The organism is Kribbella sp. CA-294648 (assembly GCF_050943845.1).
Lineage (GTDB): Bacteria > Actinomycetota > Actinomycetes > Propionibacteriales > Kribbellaceae > Kribbella.
In genome coordinates this window covers 784,856-802,203 of sequence record NZ_CP191981.1, presented here as the reverse complement: position 1 = coordinate 802,203, position 17,348 = coordinate 784,856, and the positions used below count along the sequence as shown (strand labels likewise).

Here is a 17,348-nt window from a genome sequence, read left to right as displayed (position 1 = left end):
GCTCCGGCGTACGCTCCGCCGTGGGTTGCTGGGGCTATCTCTAACTCCTCGCGACAGCCACCAGGACACCCCGTACTTGCCGCCTTCGGACTCGACAGCGACCGCGGCCCCATCGCCGCCGCCACCCCCCGCCGGCGACACCCGGTCAGGACCCTTCGCCAAGTCCACCGCCATCGACTCCTACGAAATGCCCGACGACGTCATCACCCCCGAGACCGCCACCAGCGCCTTCTGCCAATGGGCCGAAGCCGCAGCCCTCCCGACCGACCCGGCCCTAGCCGCCCAGGCCCTGGCTCCAGAGGCCAAGGACCCCGAGCGCCTGTTCCTCGTGTTACTCCAGGCAACCGGCATAACCACTCCTGGTCAGTCCTGAACGACCGGCTAGGGCAACTGTGGATACACCGTCAGCCACTCCCCAACCTCATCGACAAGGCGATCTTCTGTGAGGTACGGCAGAAGGTGCCGGAGCGGAGTCAGAAGGTTCTTCACCCGACGCAGTTCGCGCATTTCCCCCACAGCCAGCGGTCGATCCTGGCCGATCACCAGCTCTTCGCGCACCACCTGAGCGCCTAGAACATCAAGGCACCGCCGCGCCGCAACATCGGGACGCAACTCCGCCGGCTCTTTCAGAGCCCGCCCCGCACCCGCGATCAGTCCCGCCAGGTTCGCGAACCGAACCGCGCGGTCCGCATGACCAACCGTCCCGACCTCTGTGGCGATGTTGATCGCCTCCACCGCAGTCCCGAGCGCAGCGTCGTCGGGCACGTCTCCTCGTACGACGACCGACTGGATGCTCCCCGTCGCAACCAGCGCAACCGCAAGCCACCAGTTGGCAGCCTCCTCACCTTCTGCCTGCTCAGCCCCAAGCCACTCCCGAAGCTCACCCCGGTGAGCCAGCAGCTCATCCCACTCCATACGCATCACCGAGACTCACAAACTCCGGCTGCAGCCAGTACCAGTGCATGCCACGCGACTCCAGCAGCCGCTCGAACAATTCAAGGAAAGTGTTGGCTGTGACCGTGCTCGACCCCACGACACCATGAATGTCGTGAAAGCTGTCGTAACACCTGCCGTTCCGCTGGGACGAGAGGTCGATACTCAGGTACTCACGGTCGACAGTCCTGGCAATGACGAACCAAGCCGACGAAGGATCATCGTCGACCTGCTCGCCGAGCACGACCACGTTCGCAGGCAGGAACTCGGCAGGCGGCACGATCGATAGACCGTAATCAGCATCGATATACAGATCCACGCCACCGCAGAGCTCATAGAACGCCGACACATCTCCAGGCAGCTCCAGCCCCGGCGGAACCACCGGCAGACCGACTGGAGAATGAACCAGACACCGCTCAGACCGATTGGCCATCTCGATCAACGCAGAGACACTCACAATTCACGCAGCAGTCCCGCGTCGACGAGATGGGCGCGAAAGCGGCTCTCCTCGTCAGGCGAGAACTCCGAGAGCGGCAGGACGACCAGGGTGCGGCCGGCTCGGAGGATCCAGTACCTGCGAGTGCGGCGGACCCGCGAAAAGCTCGCCCACGGGTAGAACCAGGAGTTGTTCACCTCGGTCCGCCGAGCGATCCCGGCGGCATCGATCACGTTCACGAACCGTCGGCCGACACGGCGCGACATCCACCAGCTCACAGCGGCTGTCCATTCCGGCAGGGAAAGCAACACCAGACCTTCGAGAACGCCGACGATCATCGGCCCAGGGCCGCTCGCCGCACCAACCACCCAGATCGTGAACAACAGGCCCGCAACCCGCACTATCCACGCCCGCCACCCGAGCCAGGCCAGAAGCGCTTCCGTACCGGCCCGGCAGGTCCCTTCCCACCTAACCTCAACCGGCGACGCCTGCGCACTCATCTACTCTCCCGTCCTGCCCGCCACAGCGCCGTGCTACATCGACCCCGGTCCGGCCTCTGAGCCAACTCAGTCGCCGGCCTACCTCATCGAAGCTGAATACTGTGGCTGGCTCCGCGCAAGAAGTGTCGCAGGCTCTCGGTTCTATCAGCTCTCCGCTGACCGTGGCCAGAGTCTTCAGGAAGTGAACGTCAGCGTCCGTCAGCCGCCAACTCAGCGAGTTCCGCGAGATAGGCAAGAACCGCATCGCGCTCGGCCAGACCGATCGGGAGGCGGGCGTCGGCGTCCGCAACCAACAGGTCCGCAAGCCAGGAGCGGACCATCGAGCGATCCGCCGGCCCCAGTTCCTCTAGCGAAAACCACCCCAGGTTCTCCTCGACAATCTCCCTCAATGTCGACTGGAGTTGCTGCTCCAGGCCCGCATCATCCGCGAGCCGCGTCAGCACCCACCGAAACAACCATGACGACGCCGACCAGCCTTCGTCGCCTACCTCGATCAGGCCAGCCATTCATCCTCCCTCAACTCTCGAGATCAGATCGGGCCCGGCCCCGCCCGGGGTGCCTCACGGTGAGTTACCGAACCCCGGATGTCAGGCGGTTGCGCCCGGTGTGGGCGGGCCGGGGGAGAGTCCCTGATGGAGCGCGGGGATTCCAGTGCTACTCAACGGTCATGTCACTACCTGCAGATCTGTAACGTACGGGCCGGGTTTCCGATCGCGCGCGACGGGGGCGCGCGACGATGGCGGGGAGGGCGGATATTTCCTGTGCTGGTGGGGATTTGGGGTACTGCGGGTGCGGGCTGGGTTACTCGGGGTGAAGAGGGGAGCGGGGGTGCGGAAAGGCGAGTAGGATGCCGCGACTGTGAGGTCGGAGCCGGTTCAAACGCCTGTTTTTGTTGATCATTCCGGGGATCGTCAGCGCCGGATTCGTCGGGTTGGGGCCGGGCTTGCCGTGCCCGTGGTGGGGTATGTGGTGTTGCTGGTCAGTAGCGTGCTCGGGGGGCCTCGGGTGGATACGCCGTTGATCCCCATGCCGGAGGCGGGCAAGAAGCCGCCGGTGCCTCGGGTGACGCCGGGGCCGGGGCAGGTGACGGAGACCCCCCGGCCGGGTGAGTCCGAGAAGCCGAGTGAGTCCGGGAAGACGGATGAGAGCACTGTGCGGCCGGTTGCTCAGACGAGCGCGCCGGAGACGGAGACGACTCCCACGCCGGGCGAGCGACCAGCACCGTCGAGCACGCCGACCGTGACGCCGTCGGGCCCCGCAGTCTCTCCGACCATCACCCCGACCGGCCCCCCGACTGGCACTCCTACCGGCACGCCGACGACAGGGCCGACCACAGGGCCGCCGACCAAGACGCCGGGGCACGGTAAGCCGACCACTCCGCCTGGACGCGGCAGCACCAAGACGCCGTCCAAGCCGTGAGCCGGGCCCGTCGGGCGCGTCAGGTTCCGCTGCGGACCCACTGGATCGTCCTGACGCTCCTGCTGGTTTGCCTGTCCGGTTCGCTGCTGCTGCACGGCTACACGCATCACATGTTCGGCACCGAGCCGGATGGCGCGGTCATCGCGACCGGCCCGCACAACGCAGTACCGGCTGCGGTTGCCAAGGGTGGTCCGCTCATCGACGCGACCGGTACGGCGCCGCGGTCGGCGCGGCCCAAGCCGAAGACGATCGCGATCACCTTCGACGACGGGCCCGATCCGGAGTGGACTCCGAAGGTGCTCGACCTGCTCAAGGCGCAGGGGGTCAAGGCGACCTTCTTCGTGGTCGGCACCGAGGTGGTCGCGCATCCCGAGCTGACCCGCCGTATTGTTGCCGAAGGCCACCAAATCGGCGTGCATACCTTCACCCACGCGAATCTGTCCTCCGCATCGGGCTGGCGACGGTCGCTCGAACTACGGCAGAGCCAGCTGATCCTGGCAGGCGCGACAGGAGTCAGTACGCCGCTGCTGCGGCCGCCGTACTCGTCCGAGCCTGAAGCACTCACCAACGCCGACTGGAACGCGATCAAGCATGCCCGGGATGACGGCTACCTGACCGTCCTGACCACCCAGGACAGTGAGGACTGGCGCCGGCCGGGGACCGAGCAGGTGATCGCGAACTCGATGCCGAAGAGCACCGCCGGGCAGATCCTGCTGATGCACGACGCCGGCGGCGACCGAACCCAAACCCTGGACGCGCTGCAACGGCTGATCCCCGCCCTGAAGGCGCGCAACTTCCGCTTCGCCACCGTCAGCGACACCGTCGGCATCGCGCAGCCGGTCCACCCGGCGAGTGCGGTGGAGCGCGGCCGCGGCCTGGCCGTGATCTGGGCGATGCGACTGAGTGACGGCGCCCTCACCATCCTCACCTGGCTCCTGTACGCCGCCGGCGCGCTGAGCGTCCTGCGCGCCATCACCACGGTCGTAGCGGCCAAGCGGCACGCCCGCGAACGGTACTGGTCATGGGGTGAGCCGGTCACCGAGCCGGTCTCGGTGATCGTGCCGGCCTACAACGAGTCGGCGGGGATCGAGGCGGCGGTCAGGTCGCTGGCGGCCTCGGACCATCCGGTCGAGGTGATCGTCGTCGACGACGGCTCCTCCGACGGCACCGCCGACCTGGTGGAGTCGCTGGGCATCCCCGGCGTCCGGGTGATCCGGCAGGCGAACGCGGGGAAACCTGCCGCCTTGAACACCGGGTTGCAGGCCGCGTCGTACGAGCTCGTGGTGATGGTCGACGGTGACACCGTGTTCGAGCCGGATGCCGTTCGCATGCTGGTGCAGCCGTTCGCCGATCCGTCGGTCGGCGCGGTGTCCGGCAACGCGAAGGTCGCCAACCGCAAGGGTCTGCTCGGCCGGTGGCAACACATCGAGTACGTCGTCGGCTTCAACCTGGACCGCCGGCTGTTCGACCTCGCCGAGTGCATGCCCACCGTTCCGGGTGCGGTCGGTGGATTCCGGCGGAGCGCTCTCGAGCGCATCGGCGGGCTGAGCGACGTCACGCTGGCGGAGGACACCGACCTGACGATGGCGCTCTGCAGGGACGGCTGGCGGGTCGTGTACGAGGAACGCGCCGTCGCCTGGACCGAGGCACCGGCGAGCCTGGGCGCCCTGTGGCGGCAGCGCTACCGCTGGTGTTACGGAACGCTGCAGGCGATGTGGAAGCACCGCGGCGCCTGGGTGCAGGGCGGCCAGTCCGGCAAGCTCGGACGCCGGGGACTGACCTACCTGCTGTTCTTCCAGGTACTACTGCCGCTGCTGGCTCCTGCTGTCGACGTGTTCGCGCTGTACGGCTTCGCGTTCCTGAACCCGGTCCGGGTCGGACTGGTCTGGGCCGGATTCCTCGCGTTGCAACTAGGAATGGGCTTCTACGCGTTCCGGCTGGACGGCGAGAAGGCAGGCCCACTGTGGAGCCTGCCCCTGCAGCAGTTCGTCTACCGCCAGTTGATGTATCTGGTGGTCATCCAGTCGGTCTTCACGGCCCTGGCCGGCTCCCGCCTGCGCTGGCAGCGAATGGAACGCTACGGCACCCTCAACGTCCCACCAGCCACCGCTGACGTCGCTCGCTGACCGGCCTGCGACCGGAAGACGGAGGCAAGTTACGGGGAGGGCGTCCGGTCAGCGGAGTGCACGCTCCGCGACCGAAGGATTTCCCTAGGTTTCCGCAATTTTCCGGTCGATCGCTTCCGTGGCAGGCAATCGGCTCGCATCATTCCGGTCAACCGGCCGCCCGCCCAAAGCGGCCCGATCCGGAGGAGCGCGTCCCGCATGCGACCTTTCATCTCCCGTCCCCGCGCACTGGCCGTCCTGCTGGCCGGTACCGCGCTCGCCTTCAGCCCGATCGGCGGCCAGGCCAATGCCAAACTCCCGGCCGACCTGCCGGTCAACTCGGCCGACTGCATCGTGCCGTCGGCCGATGCCGCCGCCAAGGGCGGCCGTGGCGCGGACCACCGTGAGGTCAGCCCGGCCGAGCAGAAGGCGATCGAGGCCCGCACGGCCCAGCTGCTGAAGGCCAAGGCCGCACGTGGCATCGCCGTACCGCGAGGCGCGCTGGCGGCGGCCAACGTGCCGGTCTACGTCCACGTGATGCGGAGCAGCAGCGGCGCCGGCGATGTCACCAACACCCAGATCGCTGACCAGATCGCCGTTCTGAACAAGACGTTCGGCGGCCAGGAGTCGTCCGCCGCGGCCAACACCGGCTTCACCTTCTCGCTGGCCGGCACCTTCCGGTACAACAACAACAACTGGCACCGGGACAAGCAGAGCGCCACCTACCGCAAGCAGACCCGCAAGGGCGGCGCCAACGCACTGAACATCTGGCTGGTGAACTTCTCCTACCTCGGCATCGCGACCTTCCCGTGGGACTACTCCCGCAACCCGGGCGTCGACGGCATCCGGGTGCAGTACACCTCGCTGCCCGGCGGTACGGCGACCAACTACGACCTCGGCGAGACCGCGACGCACGAGGCCGGCCACTGGCTCGGGCTCTACCACACCTTCCAGGGCGGCTGCACGGCCACGAACGACGAGGTCGCCGACACTCCCGCGCAGAGCAGCTCGACCAACGGTTGCCCGGTCGGCCGGGACTCCTGCTCGCTGCCGGGTCTGGACCCGATCCACAACTACATGGACTACTCGTACGACTCCTGCTACAACCAGTTCACCCCGGACCAGAGCACCCGGATCAGCAACATGTGGACGGCGTACCGCGCCTGACGCCTGAGGCCTGACCCTCGACGCTCGTCCCGAACGGCCGCGTGCCCCCTGTGACTCCGGGGTGCGCGGCCGTCGGCGTACGGGCAGCTACTGCTGGTGCTTGGACGCCTCGTTGGCCTGCTCGACCAGGGCGGCGGCGATCACGTTGAGTTTGGTGTTGCTGGTCTGGGACAGCCGGGTCAGGAACGAGAAGGCGCGATCGGAGTCGAGCTGGTAGCGCTCCATCACGATGCCGACCGCCTGGCCGATCGTGTTGCGGGTGGCCAGCGCCTCGGTCAGCGTCCGGTCCTGCCGGGCCCAGCCCATCGCGACCGCGATCTGGCCGGCGAACATGCTGCCGAGATGGATCGAGTCCTGGTCGATCGAGTCCGGCTCCTGCGCGTACAGGTTGAGCGCACCCCGCACGTGCGGTGCGGCCCGGAACTGGAACGCGACCTGCGAACCGAAACCCAGCGCGGCGGCCTTCGGACCGAAATCCGGCCAGCGCGGGTCGTTGGCCAGATCGTTGACCGCGACCACCGGCTCCTCGAGCGCGGCGTCCAGGCACGGCCCCTCACCCAGCTCGTACTGCAGGTGGTCGGCTCGGGTCACCCGCGGCCCGGTCGGCGCCAGCGTCTCGATCCGGCCTTCCTTGGTGGTGATCGAGATACTCGCCTCCACAATGCCCGGGATCGTCTCGGCCGCGACCCGGGTGATCACCGTCAGCGTCTCCTCGAGCTCCATCGGCGCCTGCAGCGAAGCAGCCACCTCGGCCATCGCCCCGGCGATCTCGAGATGCAGGTCGGCTTGTTCGGTCATCAGGCAACTCCTCGGCAAGAACGCCGATCCCCCGGGAGTCGGCATGTCGTGGTCCCAGTGTGCGCCACGACAGCCCGGACAAGACGACTCCGGCGCTGCTTTTCTCAACGCCGGAGCCTGGAGTTTGCGGGACCTCGAGTTCCGGCAAGCTCCTCCCGGGTCTGTGCCCCACCACGGCCGACCTATGCACGAATGAGACGGTCAACTCGGGCCGACCACGATCACCTAACGCATCCGTCCGAGCACATGGAGTAGGTTCTCGGCATGCTGAAGCGCGCTGTTGTCATTGCCGGAGCCGTCCTGCTCGCCACCGCCGGCGCCGCGACCGCCTCGGTCGGCCGCCAGGACCACAAACTGATCGTCGGCGGCACGCTCGCCAGTACGACGGAAGCGCCGTGGGCGATCGCGTTGACGAACACGGCGTCCGCTCGGTCGACCGGGCGCTGGTGTGGTGCAGCGCTGGTCAGGGCGGACAAGATCATCACGGCCGCTCACTGCATGATCAAACCGGCGTCGACCTACACCGCGGTCCAGGGCCGGCGCGACCTGACCGACACGAGCACCGGCCGAGCCTCCGGGATCAAGTCGATCTGGATCCACCCCGGCTACAACACCACCGACAACCGGTACGACTTCGCCGTCCTCACGCTCAGCCGCCCGATGACCGGCGTACCGATCCTGCCGTTGGAGACGAATCCGAAGGCCGACCGCAAGGGCGCGATACCGACGGTCTACGGCTGGGGCGAGACGCAGGGCACCGGCCCGTCGGACACGTTGGGCAAGCTCGCCGTACCGATCCTCGGCGACACGACCTGCCTGGCCAACGATGAGTACACCGGCAACGGGTACGCCGCGGCCACCAACATCTGCGCCGGGTACGTCGACGGAGGGCGCGACGCCTGCCAGGGCGACTCGGGCGGCCCGCTCGTCCTCAACGGCCGACTCCTGGGAACCGTCTCCTGGGGCAAGGGCTGCGCCGAGTCCGGTTACCCCGGCGTCTACGCGCAGGTCGCCGTTGCGGGGAAAATCCTGCAGGCACAGGTTCGTTAATATGTAACATTCCTGTACAGAACAGCGCGAGATCCTCACCGCGGGGACACGGGCCGGAAATAGTTTGTCCTTACCTTTCTAGGCAGCCGCCCCACCCGCCTAGTGAGGAGTTGGCATGGCCCAGACCCGACGGCAGTTCCTGCAACAGGTCGGCATCACCGGCGGTGCCGGTGTTCTGTACTCCACGATGGGCGCGCTCGGCCTGACCGCCGCCGCCCAGACCCCCGCGTTCGCCGCGCCCACCCGCAATGACCTGAACGGGCGCGGCCGGAAACACATCGTCATCCTCGGCGCCGGGATCGCCGGCCTGACCTCGGCGTACGAGCTGGGCAAGGCCGGCTACAAGGTGACCCTGCTGGAGGCCCGGCAGCGGCCGGGCGGCCGGAACTGGACCGTCCGCGGCGGCACCGAGGAGAAGGACCTGCACGGCCACACGCAGCGGGCCCGGTTCTCCAAGGGCCAGTACATGAACGCCGGTCCGGGCCGGATCCCGCAGCACCACGTGACGCTGGACTACTGCCGCGAGCTCGGCGTCGCGATCGAGCCGTTCGTGAACCAGAACGCCGACGCCTATCTGTACCGCGAAGGCAGCACAGCCCTTTCCAACAAGCCGATCCGGCACCGTACGGCGAAGGCCGACGTCTACGGCTACGTCTCCGAACTGCTGGCCAAAGCCACCGACCAGGGCGCGCTCGACAGCCTGCTGACGCCGACCGACAAGGAGGCGCTGATCGGCTTCCTTGGCAACTTCGGTGCCATCAGCAACAGAGCGGGCGGGTTCGCCTACACAGGCAATGGCCGGCGCGGGTACGAGGTCGAGCCGGGCGCCGGACTCGAAGGCGGGCAGACCGGTACGCCGTACGCGCTCAGCGATGTCTTCGCGAGTGGGGTCGGCAACTACTTCTCGTTCGAGTTCGGCTGGGACCAGGCGATGATGATGTTCCAGCCGGTCGGCGGGATGGACCGGATCCCGTACGCCTTCGAGCGTGCGATCGGCCGGGAGAAGTTCGTCTACGGCGCCACAGTGCTTGCCTTGCGCAACACTTCGGCGGGCGTCTCGGTGGTCTACAGCGCCGGCGGCCGGCCGCGGGAACTCAACGCCGACTACGCGATCAACACGTTGCCGCCGCACATCGCGGCGACCGTCCCGTCGAACCTGCCGAGCGACATCGTTGCCGCCCTCAAGTACGCGCGACCGACGAACGCGGGCAAGATCGGCATCGAGTACGGCCGGCGCTGGTGGGAGCTCGACCACCGGATCTACGGCGGCATCACGAACAGCAATCTCGACCTGGTCAACATGTGGTACCCATCCACCGGGTTCCACGGCGAACGCGGCACGATGATCGGCTACTACAACACCGGCGCCAACGCGACGGCGTACGGCGCCCTGAGCCCGGCCGCGCGACTCGACCGTGCCGTTGCCCAGGGCATCAAAATCCACGGCGATGCCTATGGCAAGGAGGTGAAGGCGTCCTTCTCGGTCGACTGGGCCGGGACGGAGCACTCGCGGGGCGCATGGGTGGGCTGGCCGTCGCAGACCGACGGCGTCTACGCCAAACTGCTCGATCCCACCGGCAACATCTACTTCGCCGGTGACCACCTCAGTCATGCCATCGCCTGGCAGCACGGTGCGATGGTCTCCGCCCGGGCGGCCGTGACCGCCCTGCACAGCAAGGTGATGAGTCGATGAAGCGCAAACTTTTGGCCGGACTCGCGGTTGTGGCAATCTCGTTCACCGCCGGTACTGCGACTGCCGTCGGCTGGTGGGACAAGCCGAGGCCGCCGCGCCCCGGCACCGTCGTACCGGCTCTTCCCGCGGGGCAGGCGAATCCGATGATCGCTGGTGGGGTGGGGATCGGGGCGAACACTCCCATTTACAAGACGAGTGGGCTCGGGCCGAGCGCCTTGAACACGGGCGCGCCGGCGGGGAGCGAAGCGGCGTACGTCGACACCGTGGTCTTTCCGGGTGGGGCGCTGCCGGCGGGCGTCACGATCACGGAGGCGCAGGGGATCAACGTGCTGCGGCGGATCGGTGAGAACCTCAAGGCGGCCGGGTTGTCGTACTCCGACGTCTACACGATGCGGGTGTTCCTGCAGAACCCGGCGGGCGCCGCGGCGGCCGACTTCGCGGGGTGGAACCGGGCCTATCGGCAGTACTTCGCCAACACGGATCTCACGACGGGTCAATACGTGCCGGTCCCCCTCGGTACGGCGGCACCGGCCAAGCCGTTTGTGGTCAACAAGGCGCGACCTTCGCGGTTCGCCCTGGAGATCGAGAACCTGCCGGTGGCGGGCTGGCTGGTCGAGGTGGAGGTCGACGCGGCGTACCCGCAGCGCTGAGCCTGCCGTTGCTGAGCCCAACCGTCCTGAGCTCTGCTGTCGCTGAGGTCCGCCGGCTCGCTGATGTTGACAGTGTCATATGACAGTGTCATGATCCACAGATGGAACTGTGGACGCTCGGCGAGCTGGCGGAACGGGTGGAGGCGGCACTGGCCGACTCTCCAGGCCCGGTCAACGGTCGGGTGCGCGCGGTTCCCGACCAGCGGGCGATTCGCTGGTACACCACGACCGGTCTGATCGACCGGCCCGCCCAGATGCGCGGCCGGACAGCTCTCTACAGCCGCCGCCACCTCCTCCAACTGGTAGCCATCAAACGCCGCCAGTCCGAGGGCCAAACCCTCGCCCAAATCCAATCCGAACTAACCGGCGCTCCCGACGAGGCCCTCGAGCCCATCGCTGCCCTTCCACCCGAGCCGCCGGCCAGCCCCTCCAGCAACCCGACGCCGGCACCCGCCGGCGCATCCACACCAGAGCGCACCCGCTTCTGGACGGACCGCCCGCCTGGAGGGTCGGCAGACGGTGACCCAGCGGACACGCGCCAGGCCTCCAGCCCTCGAGCGCCGGCGCAGCCGGCTGCCGCGGATGCCGGCGGCGACAAGCGACACCGCGCCGTCAGCGCTACCGCGGACGAGTCCGCTCGCGGCGACGAGTTGGTGGCGCATAGCGCCGCCACTCCAGCTGCGGCGGTGCAAACGGCGGCTTCGCCGGGGGCGGCCTCTGCGCCTGCGGCCGGTGATCAACCAGCTGCGCTTCGCGCGGCTGGCTCGGCGGCACCTGGCGCGGCGGTGGGGGTGGGGTTTGTTGTTCGGTTGGGGGATGGGGTTCGGGTTGTGGTTGATGGGGGTGTGGACGGTCGGGTGGTTGATGTGGAGCGGTTGGTGGGGGCTGCTTCGGGGTTGGTGGCGGAGTTGGTTCGGCAGCGGTTGTTGCCTCAAGTGTCAGGAGACGAGTTATGACTGTTCTGCCCACTCTCGAACCCGGTGAGCTGCAGGAAGCGGTGGACGACAGCGGGCTGGCTGCGTTGCACACCGAGCGGGGGAACCTGCCGTTGGAGCGGATCGACGTTCGGGCCGGCATCACCGGGCTGGTGGCGCGGACCGTCATCACGCAGGACTTTCACAACCCGCACGACGTCCCGCTCGAGGCGACATACATCTTCCCGTTGCCCGCCCGCGCCGCGGTGACCGGGCTGCGGATGACCGCCGACGGCCGGACCGTCGAGGCCGAACTGAAGGAACGCGCCGAAGCCCGCGCGGCGTACGACGATGCGCTGGCCGCCGGGCAGCGCGCGTCGATCGCCGAGGAGGAGCGCCCGGACGTCTTCACCCTGCGGGTCGGCAACATCGTCGCCGGTGAGCGAGTGACCGTGCAGCTGACACTGGTCGCGCCCCTCCCCTACGAGGACGGCGAAGCGACGTACCGGCTGCCGCTGGTGGTGGCGCCGCGCTACATCCCCGGTACGCCGATCCCAGGATCCAGCGTCGGCGACGGCGTCGTACCGGACACGGACGCCGTACCGGACGCCTCGCGCATCACTCCCCCGATCCTGCTGCCCGGGTTCCCGAATCCGGTTCAGCTGAGCATCCAGGCGGACATCGACCCGGCTGGGCTTCCCCTGGGCGGGATCCGGTCGAGCCTGCACGCGATCGGTACGGAGCAGGGCGACCGGCTCACCTCCGTCGCGATCAACCCAGGTGAACGAGTGGACCGCGACTTCATCCTCAGACTCGCGTACGGCGACGCCGAAGCGACGGCAACCGCCTTCACCCTCGAGCCCGACGCCGACCACGCCAGCACCACCGACGGCACCGGCAACGCCGAGCAGGCCGACGGTGAGGGGACGTTCGAGTTGACCGTGCTGCCCCCGCTCGAGGCTGTTGCGCCGCGGCCTCGGGACGTCGTACTGGTACTCGATCGATCCGGCAGCATGCAGGGCTGGAAGATGATCGCGGCCCGGCGGGCGGCCGCGCGGATCGTGGACACGCTGACCGCCAAGGATCGCTTCGCGGTCCTCAGTTTCGACACTGTCATCGAGCGTCCCGCCGGGCTGCCGACGGATGCACTTGCCGACGGCACCGACCGCAATCGCTTCCGCGCCGTCGAGCACCTGGCCGGCCTGGAAGCCCGCGGTGGCACCGAGATGCTGCAGCCGATGCGTGAAGCGGCGCGGATGCTCGACGCCGACCAGGCCGGCGCGCGTGATCGCGTCGTCGTACTGGTGACCGACGGACAGATCGGCAACGAAGACCAGTTGCTGTCCGAGCTGGCCACACCGCTGACCGGCGTACGGATTCACACCGTCGGCATCGACCGAGCCGTCAACGCAGGCTTCCTCGGCAGACTGGCCGGTCTCGGCGGCGGCCGCTGCGAACTCGTCGAGAGCGAGGACCGTCTGGACGAGGCACTCGACCGGATCCACCTCCGCATCGGTACTCCGTTGCTCACCGACCTCACCCTGTCGGCCGACGGGCTGACCCTGATCGAAGACACGATCAGCCCGGCTCGGATGCCGAACGCCTTCGCCGGCGTTCCGCTGGTACTCCGGGGCCGGTACCGCGGATCACCCGAGAAGGCTGTCGCTCACCTGCGCGGCATCACCGCGTCGGGTGAGGAATGGCAAGCGCCCGTACCGGCCGTCCGGACTGAGAGTGGCGCAGTCGCGCCGATGTGGGCGCGCGGGCATCTGCGCGAGCTCGAGGACCGCTACACGATCGGCGCCGGCGACTCGCAAGAGCTGGAGCAGCGGATCGTCGCGGTGTCGTTGAAGCATCGCGTGCTCTGCCGGTTCACCGCTCTCGTGGCCGTGGACTCGCGCGTCGTCGCGGAAGGCGGTCCGAAGCACCGCGTCACCCAACCGGTCGAACTCCCCTCCGGCTGGGACGCCCGCCAACTCGGCATGCCGACGGCTGTCTCCGCGTTCGCCGCCGCACCCCCTGGGATGCCCGCTGCACCTGCTGGTTTCGCGGCAGCCGGTGATTTCGACGCCGGTCCGCGCGGCGCCGGTCCGCGCGGTGGAGCTGCCCGGGGCTTCGGCGCCTCGCCATCCTTCGCGGGATCGATGCAACGCCGTGCGCGGGTGGGCGGTCTCCAGGAGTCCGCAGCGATCGAGCGGGACCCGCTCGCCGAGGCCCGGCTCCAAGCCGCGTCCGAAGCACACCTGCTCCGCAACGCCGGTACGCCGAACCCGGCCGAGCAGCGCACCATCCTGGCCGACCTGGCCAGCCGCCTCCGCGCCCTACTCCAGAACGCAGGCACCCAGGCAGACCCCCTCCGCGACCTGCTCACGGCTTTGGCAGCGGTCGAAGGCCGAGGCATTCCCACCACCACCCAGCTGACGGCTCTGTGGGACCTGGCCCTGCAAACCCTGGAAGCCTTTGCCGGCACCACCACAACCGAGCCGGCCGACCCGGAGCCGAAGCGCAAGCGCGACTTCTGGAAGCGAACCTGACCCCAGTGGACGCGAAACGAAGCTGAACCGAAGCGATTACTCGAAGCGTTCGTACGCCGGCAGCGTGAGGAAGTCGATGTAGTCGTCGGCAAGCGCTACAGCGAGGAAGGTTTCGCGGGCGGCTGCGTAGGTCGAGGGGTCGCCGTCGAGTTTGGCAATCTCCTCGTCGGCGAGGGTGGTGACCAGTTCCGTGGTCACCACCGCGCCGGTGTCGAGGACGACCTGGTTGTGGCGCCACTGCCAGATCTGCGAGCGGGAGATCTCGGCCGTGGCGGCGTCCTCCATCAGATTGAAGATGCCGACGGCACCGGTCCCTTCGAGCCACGCGGCCAGATACTGGATCGCGACACTGATGTTGTTGCGCAACCCGGCCTCGGTCACCGAGCCAGGGGTCGACGCGACATCGAGAAGATCCGCGGCCGTGACGCGCACGTCGGAGCGCAGTACGTCGAGCTGGTTCGGCCGGTCACCCAGTACGGCGCTGAAGACCGCCTTGCACGTCTCGACCATGCCGGGATGCGCGACCCACGAACCGTCGAACCCGTCGCCGGCCTCGCGGGCCTTGTCCGCCTCGACCTTCGCGAACGCCTGCTCGTTGACCGCCGGATCCTTGCTCGGGATGAACGCCGCCATCCCACCGATCGCGTGGGCCCCGCGCTTGTGACACGTGCTGACCAGCAGTTCGGTGTAGGCGCGCATGAACGGCACCGTCATCGTCACCGAGTTCCGGTCCGGCAACTGGAAGTCCGTACCGCGGGTCCGATACGTCTTGATCACGCTGAACATGAAGTCCCAGCGACCCGCGTTCAGCCCGGCCGAGTGCTCGCGCAGCTCGTAGAGGATCTCCTCCATTTCGAAGGCCGCCGGGTACGTCTCGATCAGCACGGTCGCCCGGATCGTGCCACGTGGCATCCCGAGGAAGTCCTGCGCCAGCACGAACGCGTCGTTCCACAGCCGCGCTTCCAGATGCGACTCCATCTTGGGCAGGTAGAAGTACGGCCCCTGACCGCGATCGAGCTGCAGCTGACCGCACGCCACGAGGTACAGCGCGAAGTCGACCAGCGATCCGGACACCGGTGAGCCGTCCACCTGGAGATGCTTCTCCGGCAGGTGCCAGCCGCGCGGCCGGACCACGATGGTGGCCAGCTCCTCGTCGGGCTTCAGCGCATAGGATTTGCTGCCGGTGCTGAAGTCGATCTTGCGGGTGACGGCGTCGAGCAGGTTGAGCTGCCCGCCGACCACGTTCTCCCAGGTCGGCGTGTTCGCGTCCTCCTGGTCGGCCAGCCAGACCTTCGCGCCGGAGTTCAGCGCGTTGATCGTCATCTTCCGGTCCGTCGGCCCGGTGATCTCGACCCGCCGGTCGACCAGCCCCGGCGCCGGGTCCGCGACCCGCCACGACAGGTCTTCGCGGACCGCCCGAGTCTCCTCCAAGAAGCCGAGGGACCCGCCGGCGGCGATCTCCGCCACCCGGGCCTTCCGCCGCTCCAGCAACTCCAGCCGACGCGGGTTGAGCTCCCGGTGCAACAGCCCGATCAGCTCCAGGGCCCGCTCGCTCAGGATCTCGTCGTACCGATCGTTCATCGGTCCGGTGAGGTCGACTGACACAGGTGTCTCCTCAGCTGTCCCGCAAGAGCGGCAGGACGTCTCGCAGTACGGCGGCGTGGTCTTCGGGCTTGTCCAGTCCGAAGCCCATCGTATTCACGCCCAGATGTGTCGCGCCCAGCTCCCGCCAGCCGGCCACGAAGCCGGGCCACTCCTTCTCCGGTACCGCGCCCAGCGTGAGCCGCGCCTCGATCCCGACCTCCGCCGGATCGCGGCCGGCCTCCACCGCGGCGGCGCGGACCAGCTCGACCTGCGCACGAGCCCGGTCGTTCGGCGCGCTCTGCGGCATCCACCCGTCGCCGATCCGGCCGGTACGCCGAAGGACGGCGTCTGCGTTGCCACCGAACCAGATCGGGATGCTCGGCCGCGGTGGCAACGGGTTGAGCCCGGCCTCGACCACCTCGTGGAAGCGGCCCTTCGTGGAGATGACCGGCTCGGCCCACAACTTGCGGAGCAACTCGACCTGTTCGGTCAGCCGAGCTCCACGCTGGCTGAAGGGGACTCCCAGCGCCTGGTACTCGACCTCGTTCCAGCCGATGCCGACGCCCAGACGCAGCCGACCGCCACTCAGTACGTCGACCTCGGCGGCCTGCTTGGCGACCAGCGCGGTCTGGCGTTGCGGCAGCACCAGGACGCCGGTGACCAGCTCCAGCGAGGTGGTGATGGCGGCCATGTACCCGAAGAGCACGAAGACTTCGTGGAACAGCGACTGGTCGGTGTACCCCTTCCAGCCGGGCCGGTTGGCGGGATCGGCGCCGAGCACGTGGTCGTAGGCAACAACATGCGTGTAACCGGCCGCTTCGACGGTCTCGGTCCAGTCGCGCACGACCCTCGGGTCGGCCCCGATCTCGAGCTGCGGGAAGACGGCACCGATCCTCATTTGGCGACTCCTTCGAGCGGCAGATCCGTGGTCACATTTTCGAGCAGGTCGACGAGGCCGGTGATGGCGAGGTCGAAGGGTTCGGTCGATCCGTCGGCGCGGGCCAGCACGTAGCCGCCCTGCAGGACGGCCGCGATCGTCGCCGCCGTCCGCTCCGGGTCCAGCGAGTCCGGGTACTCGCCCGACTCTTTGCCTTCGGCAATGATCTCGGCGAGCCGGCCGCGCAGCCAGCCGAACGTCTCGGCGACCGGCGCGCGCAGTACCGGGTCGGCCATCACGTCCGGGTCGGCGGTGAGCCGGCCCATCCGGCAGCCCTTGAGCGCGTCGCGGTCGCGCCGCAGGTAGGCGGCGATGCGATCGGTGGCCGGACCAGGGCCGGCGAACTGCTCCTCGGCGGCCGTCCGCAGCTCGTCGGCGGACCGCTCGATGGCGGCTTTGGCCAGCTCGGCCTTGCCGCTGAAGTGGTGGTACATGCTGCCCTGGCCGGCGTCCGCCGCGCGCTGGATCGCCTTCGGGCTGGTCCCTACGTAACCGCGTTCCCAGAGCAGTTCCTGGGTACTGCGGATCAACCGTTCCGCTGTCTCCACCTCGGCACTGTACCCAGCCGTAGGTACAGGAATCTCCGGCGCGGCGTTAACAGCACATTTCCCCGGTGTTCGACCCACGG

17 protein-coding genes are annotated in these 17,348 nt (G+C 68.3%); 9 read left to right on the top strand and 8 right to left on the bottom strand.

Translation table 11 applies throughout. The features are described 5' to 3' along the window. Nucleotides 1–187: 187 nt before the first annotated feature. On the top strand, nucleotides 188–373 hold the full coding sequence (locus tag ACQPYM_RS03915; protein ID WP_433014884.1) for a hypothetical protein: 186 nt from the start codon (nucleotides 188–190) through the stop codon (nucleotides 371–373). Nucleotides 374–381: 8 nt separating this feature from the next. Here ACQPYM_RS03915 and ACQPYM_RS03910 read toward each other — a convergent pair whose 3' ends face one another. The 4 genes from ACQPYM_RS03910 to ACQPYM_RS03895 all read right to left on the bottom strand — a co-directional run bounded on the left by ACQPYM_RS03910 (nucleotide 382) and on the right by ACQPYM_RS03895 (nucleotide 2,375). Next, nucleotides 382–765 (bottom strand): hypothetical protein, encoded by a 384-nt coding sequence (locus ACQPYM_RS03910; RefSeq protein WP_433014881.1) that lies wholly within the window; start codon nucleotides 763–765, stop codon nucleotides 382–384. A gap of 136 nt (nucleotides 766–901) precedes the next feature. Further along, nucleotides 902–1,375: a hypothetical protein gene (locus ACQPYM_RS03905; RefSeq protein WP_433014878.1), complete on the bottom strand. Its 474-nt coding sequence runs from the start codon at nucleotides 1,373–1,375 to the stop codon at nucleotides 902–904. Between the two features lie 11 nt (nucleotides 1,376–1,386). Next, nucleotides 1,387–1,869, bottom strand: a complete 483-nt coding sequence (locus tag ACQPYM_RS03900) for a YcxB family protein (RefSeq protein WP_433014875.1) — start codon at nucleotides 1,867–1,869, stop codon at nucleotides 1,387–1,389. Between the two features lie 188 nt (nucleotides 1,870–2,057). Continuing rightward, the gene (locus ACQPYM_RS03895) at nucleotides 2,058–2,375 is read right to left on the bottom strand and encodes a hypothetical protein (protein ID WP_433014872.1); all 318 of its coding nucleotides are present in this window, start codon (nucleotides 2,373–2,375) and stop codon (nucleotides 2,058–2,060) included. A gap of 499 nt (nucleotides 2,376–2,874) precedes the next feature. Here ACQPYM_RS03895 and ACQPYM_RS03890 point away from each other — a divergent pair, with 499 nt between their 5' ends. From ACQPYM_RS03890 to ACQPYM_RS03880, 3 genes are all read left to right on the top strand, one after another. Then, a complete protein-coding gene (locus ACQPYM_RS03890) occupies nucleotides 2,875–3,288 on the top strand; it encodes a hypothetical protein (protein WP_433014869.1) in 414 nt (137 codons plus the stop codon). Beyond that, a complete protein-coding gene (locus ACQPYM_RS03885) occupies nucleotides 3,285–5,414 on the top strand; it encodes a bifunctional polysaccharide deacetylase/glycosyltransferase family 2 protein (protein WP_433014866.1) in 2,130 nt (709 codons plus the stop codon). The genes ACQPYM_RS03890 and ACQPYM_RS03885 overlap by 4 nt, the downstream gene beginning before the upstream one ends. Before the next feature lie 198 nt (nucleotides 5,415–5,612). After that, the gene (locus tag ACQPYM_RS03880; RefSeq protein WP_433014863.1) at nucleotides 5,613–6,560 is read left to right on the top strand and encodes a zinc metalloprotease; all 948 of its coding nucleotides are present in this window, start codon (nucleotides 5,613–5,615) and stop codon (nucleotides 6,558–6,560) included. 87 nt (nucleotides 6,561–6,647) lie between these two features. Here the strand turns inward: ACQPYM_RS03880 and ACQPYM_RS03875 are convergent, their stop codons facing one another. Beyond that, a complete protein-coding gene (locus tag ACQPYM_RS03875; RefSeq protein ID WP_433014860.1) occupies nucleotides 6,648–7,358 on the bottom strand; it encodes a GAF and ANTAR domain-containing protein in 711 nt (236 codons plus the stop codon). A 264-nt stretch (nucleotides 7,359–7,622) separates the two neighbouring features. Here ACQPYM_RS03875 and ACQPYM_RS03870 point away from each other — a divergent pair, with 264 nt between their 5' ends. The 5 genes from ACQPYM_RS03870 to ACQPYM_RS03850 all read left to right on the top strand — a co-directional run bounded on the left by ACQPYM_RS03870 (nucleotide 7,623) and on the right by ACQPYM_RS03850 (nucleotide 14,199). Next, the gene (locus tag ACQPYM_RS03870; protein WP_433014857.1) at nucleotides 7,623–8,408 is read left to right on the top strand and encodes a S1 family peptidase; all 786 of its coding nucleotides are present in this window, start codon (nucleotides 7,623–7,625) and stop codon (nucleotides 8,406–8,408) included. Between the two features lie 115 nt (nucleotides 8,409–8,523). Continuing rightward, on the top strand, nucleotides 8,524–10,101 hold the full coding sequence (locus ACQPYM_RS03865) for a flavin monoamine oxidase family protein (protein WP_433014854.1): 1,578 nt from the start codon (nucleotides 8,524–8,526) through the stop codon (nucleotides 10,099–10,101). Next, nucleotides 10,098–10,751 carry a Rid family hydrolase gene (locus tag ACQPYM_RS03860; RefSeq protein WP_433014851.1) on the top strand — a complete coding sequence of 218 codons (654 nt, stop codon included), beginning with the start codon at nucleotides 10,098–10,100 and terminating at the stop codon, nucleotides 10,749–10,751. Before ACQPYM_RS03865 ends, ACQPYM_RS03860 begins: the two co-directional genes overlap by 4 nt. A 101-nt stretch (nucleotides 10,752–10,852) precedes the next feature. Continuing rightward, on the top strand, nucleotides 10,853–11,707 hold the full coding sequence (locus ACQPYM_RS03855) for a MerR family transcriptional regulator (RefSeq protein ID WP_433014848.1): 855 nt from the start codon (nucleotides 10,853–10,855) through the stop codon (nucleotides 11,705–11,707). Beyond that, the gene (locus tag ACQPYM_RS03850; RefSeq protein ID WP_433014845.1) at nucleotides 11,704–14,199 is read left to right on the top strand and encodes a VIT domain-containing protein; all 2,496 of its coding nucleotides are present in this window, start codon (nucleotides 11,704–11,706) and stop codon (nucleotides 14,197–14,199) included. The genes ACQPYM_RS03855 and ACQPYM_RS03850 overlap by 4 nt, the downstream gene beginning before the upstream one ends. Before the next feature lie 36 nt (nucleotides 14,200–14,235). On the opposite strand, the gene aceB is transcribed toward ACQPYM_RS03850, so the two are convergent. Genes aceB through ACQPYM_RS03835 form a run of 3 tightly spaced genes read right to left on the bottom strand, consistent with a single transcriptional unit; the run spans nucleotide 14,236 to nucleotide 17,268 of the window. Further along, the gene (aceB, locus tag ACQPYM_RS03845; RefSeq protein WP_433014842.1) at nucleotides 14,236–15,804 is read right to left on the bottom strand and encodes a malate synthase A; all 1,569 of its coding nucleotides are present in this window, start codon (nucleotides 15,802–15,804) and stop codon (nucleotides 14,236–14,238) included. Nucleotides 15,805–15,814: 10 nt separating this feature from the next. Beyond that, entirely contained in the window at nucleotides 15,815–16,681 is an 867-nt protein-coding gene (locus ACQPYM_RS03840) for an LLM class F420-dependent oxidoreductase (RefSeq protein ID WP_433014839.1), read from the bottom strand. Then, the gene (locus tag ACQPYM_RS03835) at nucleotides 16,678–17,268 is read right to left on the bottom strand and encodes a TetR/AcrR family transcriptional regulator (protein WP_433014836.1); all 591 of its coding nucleotides are present in this window, start codon (nucleotides 17,266–17,268) and stop codon (nucleotides 16,678–16,680) included. Before ACQPYM_RS03835 ends, ACQPYM_RS03840 begins: the two co-directional genes overlap by 4 nt. Nucleotides 17,269–17,348: the final 80 nt, after the last annotated feature.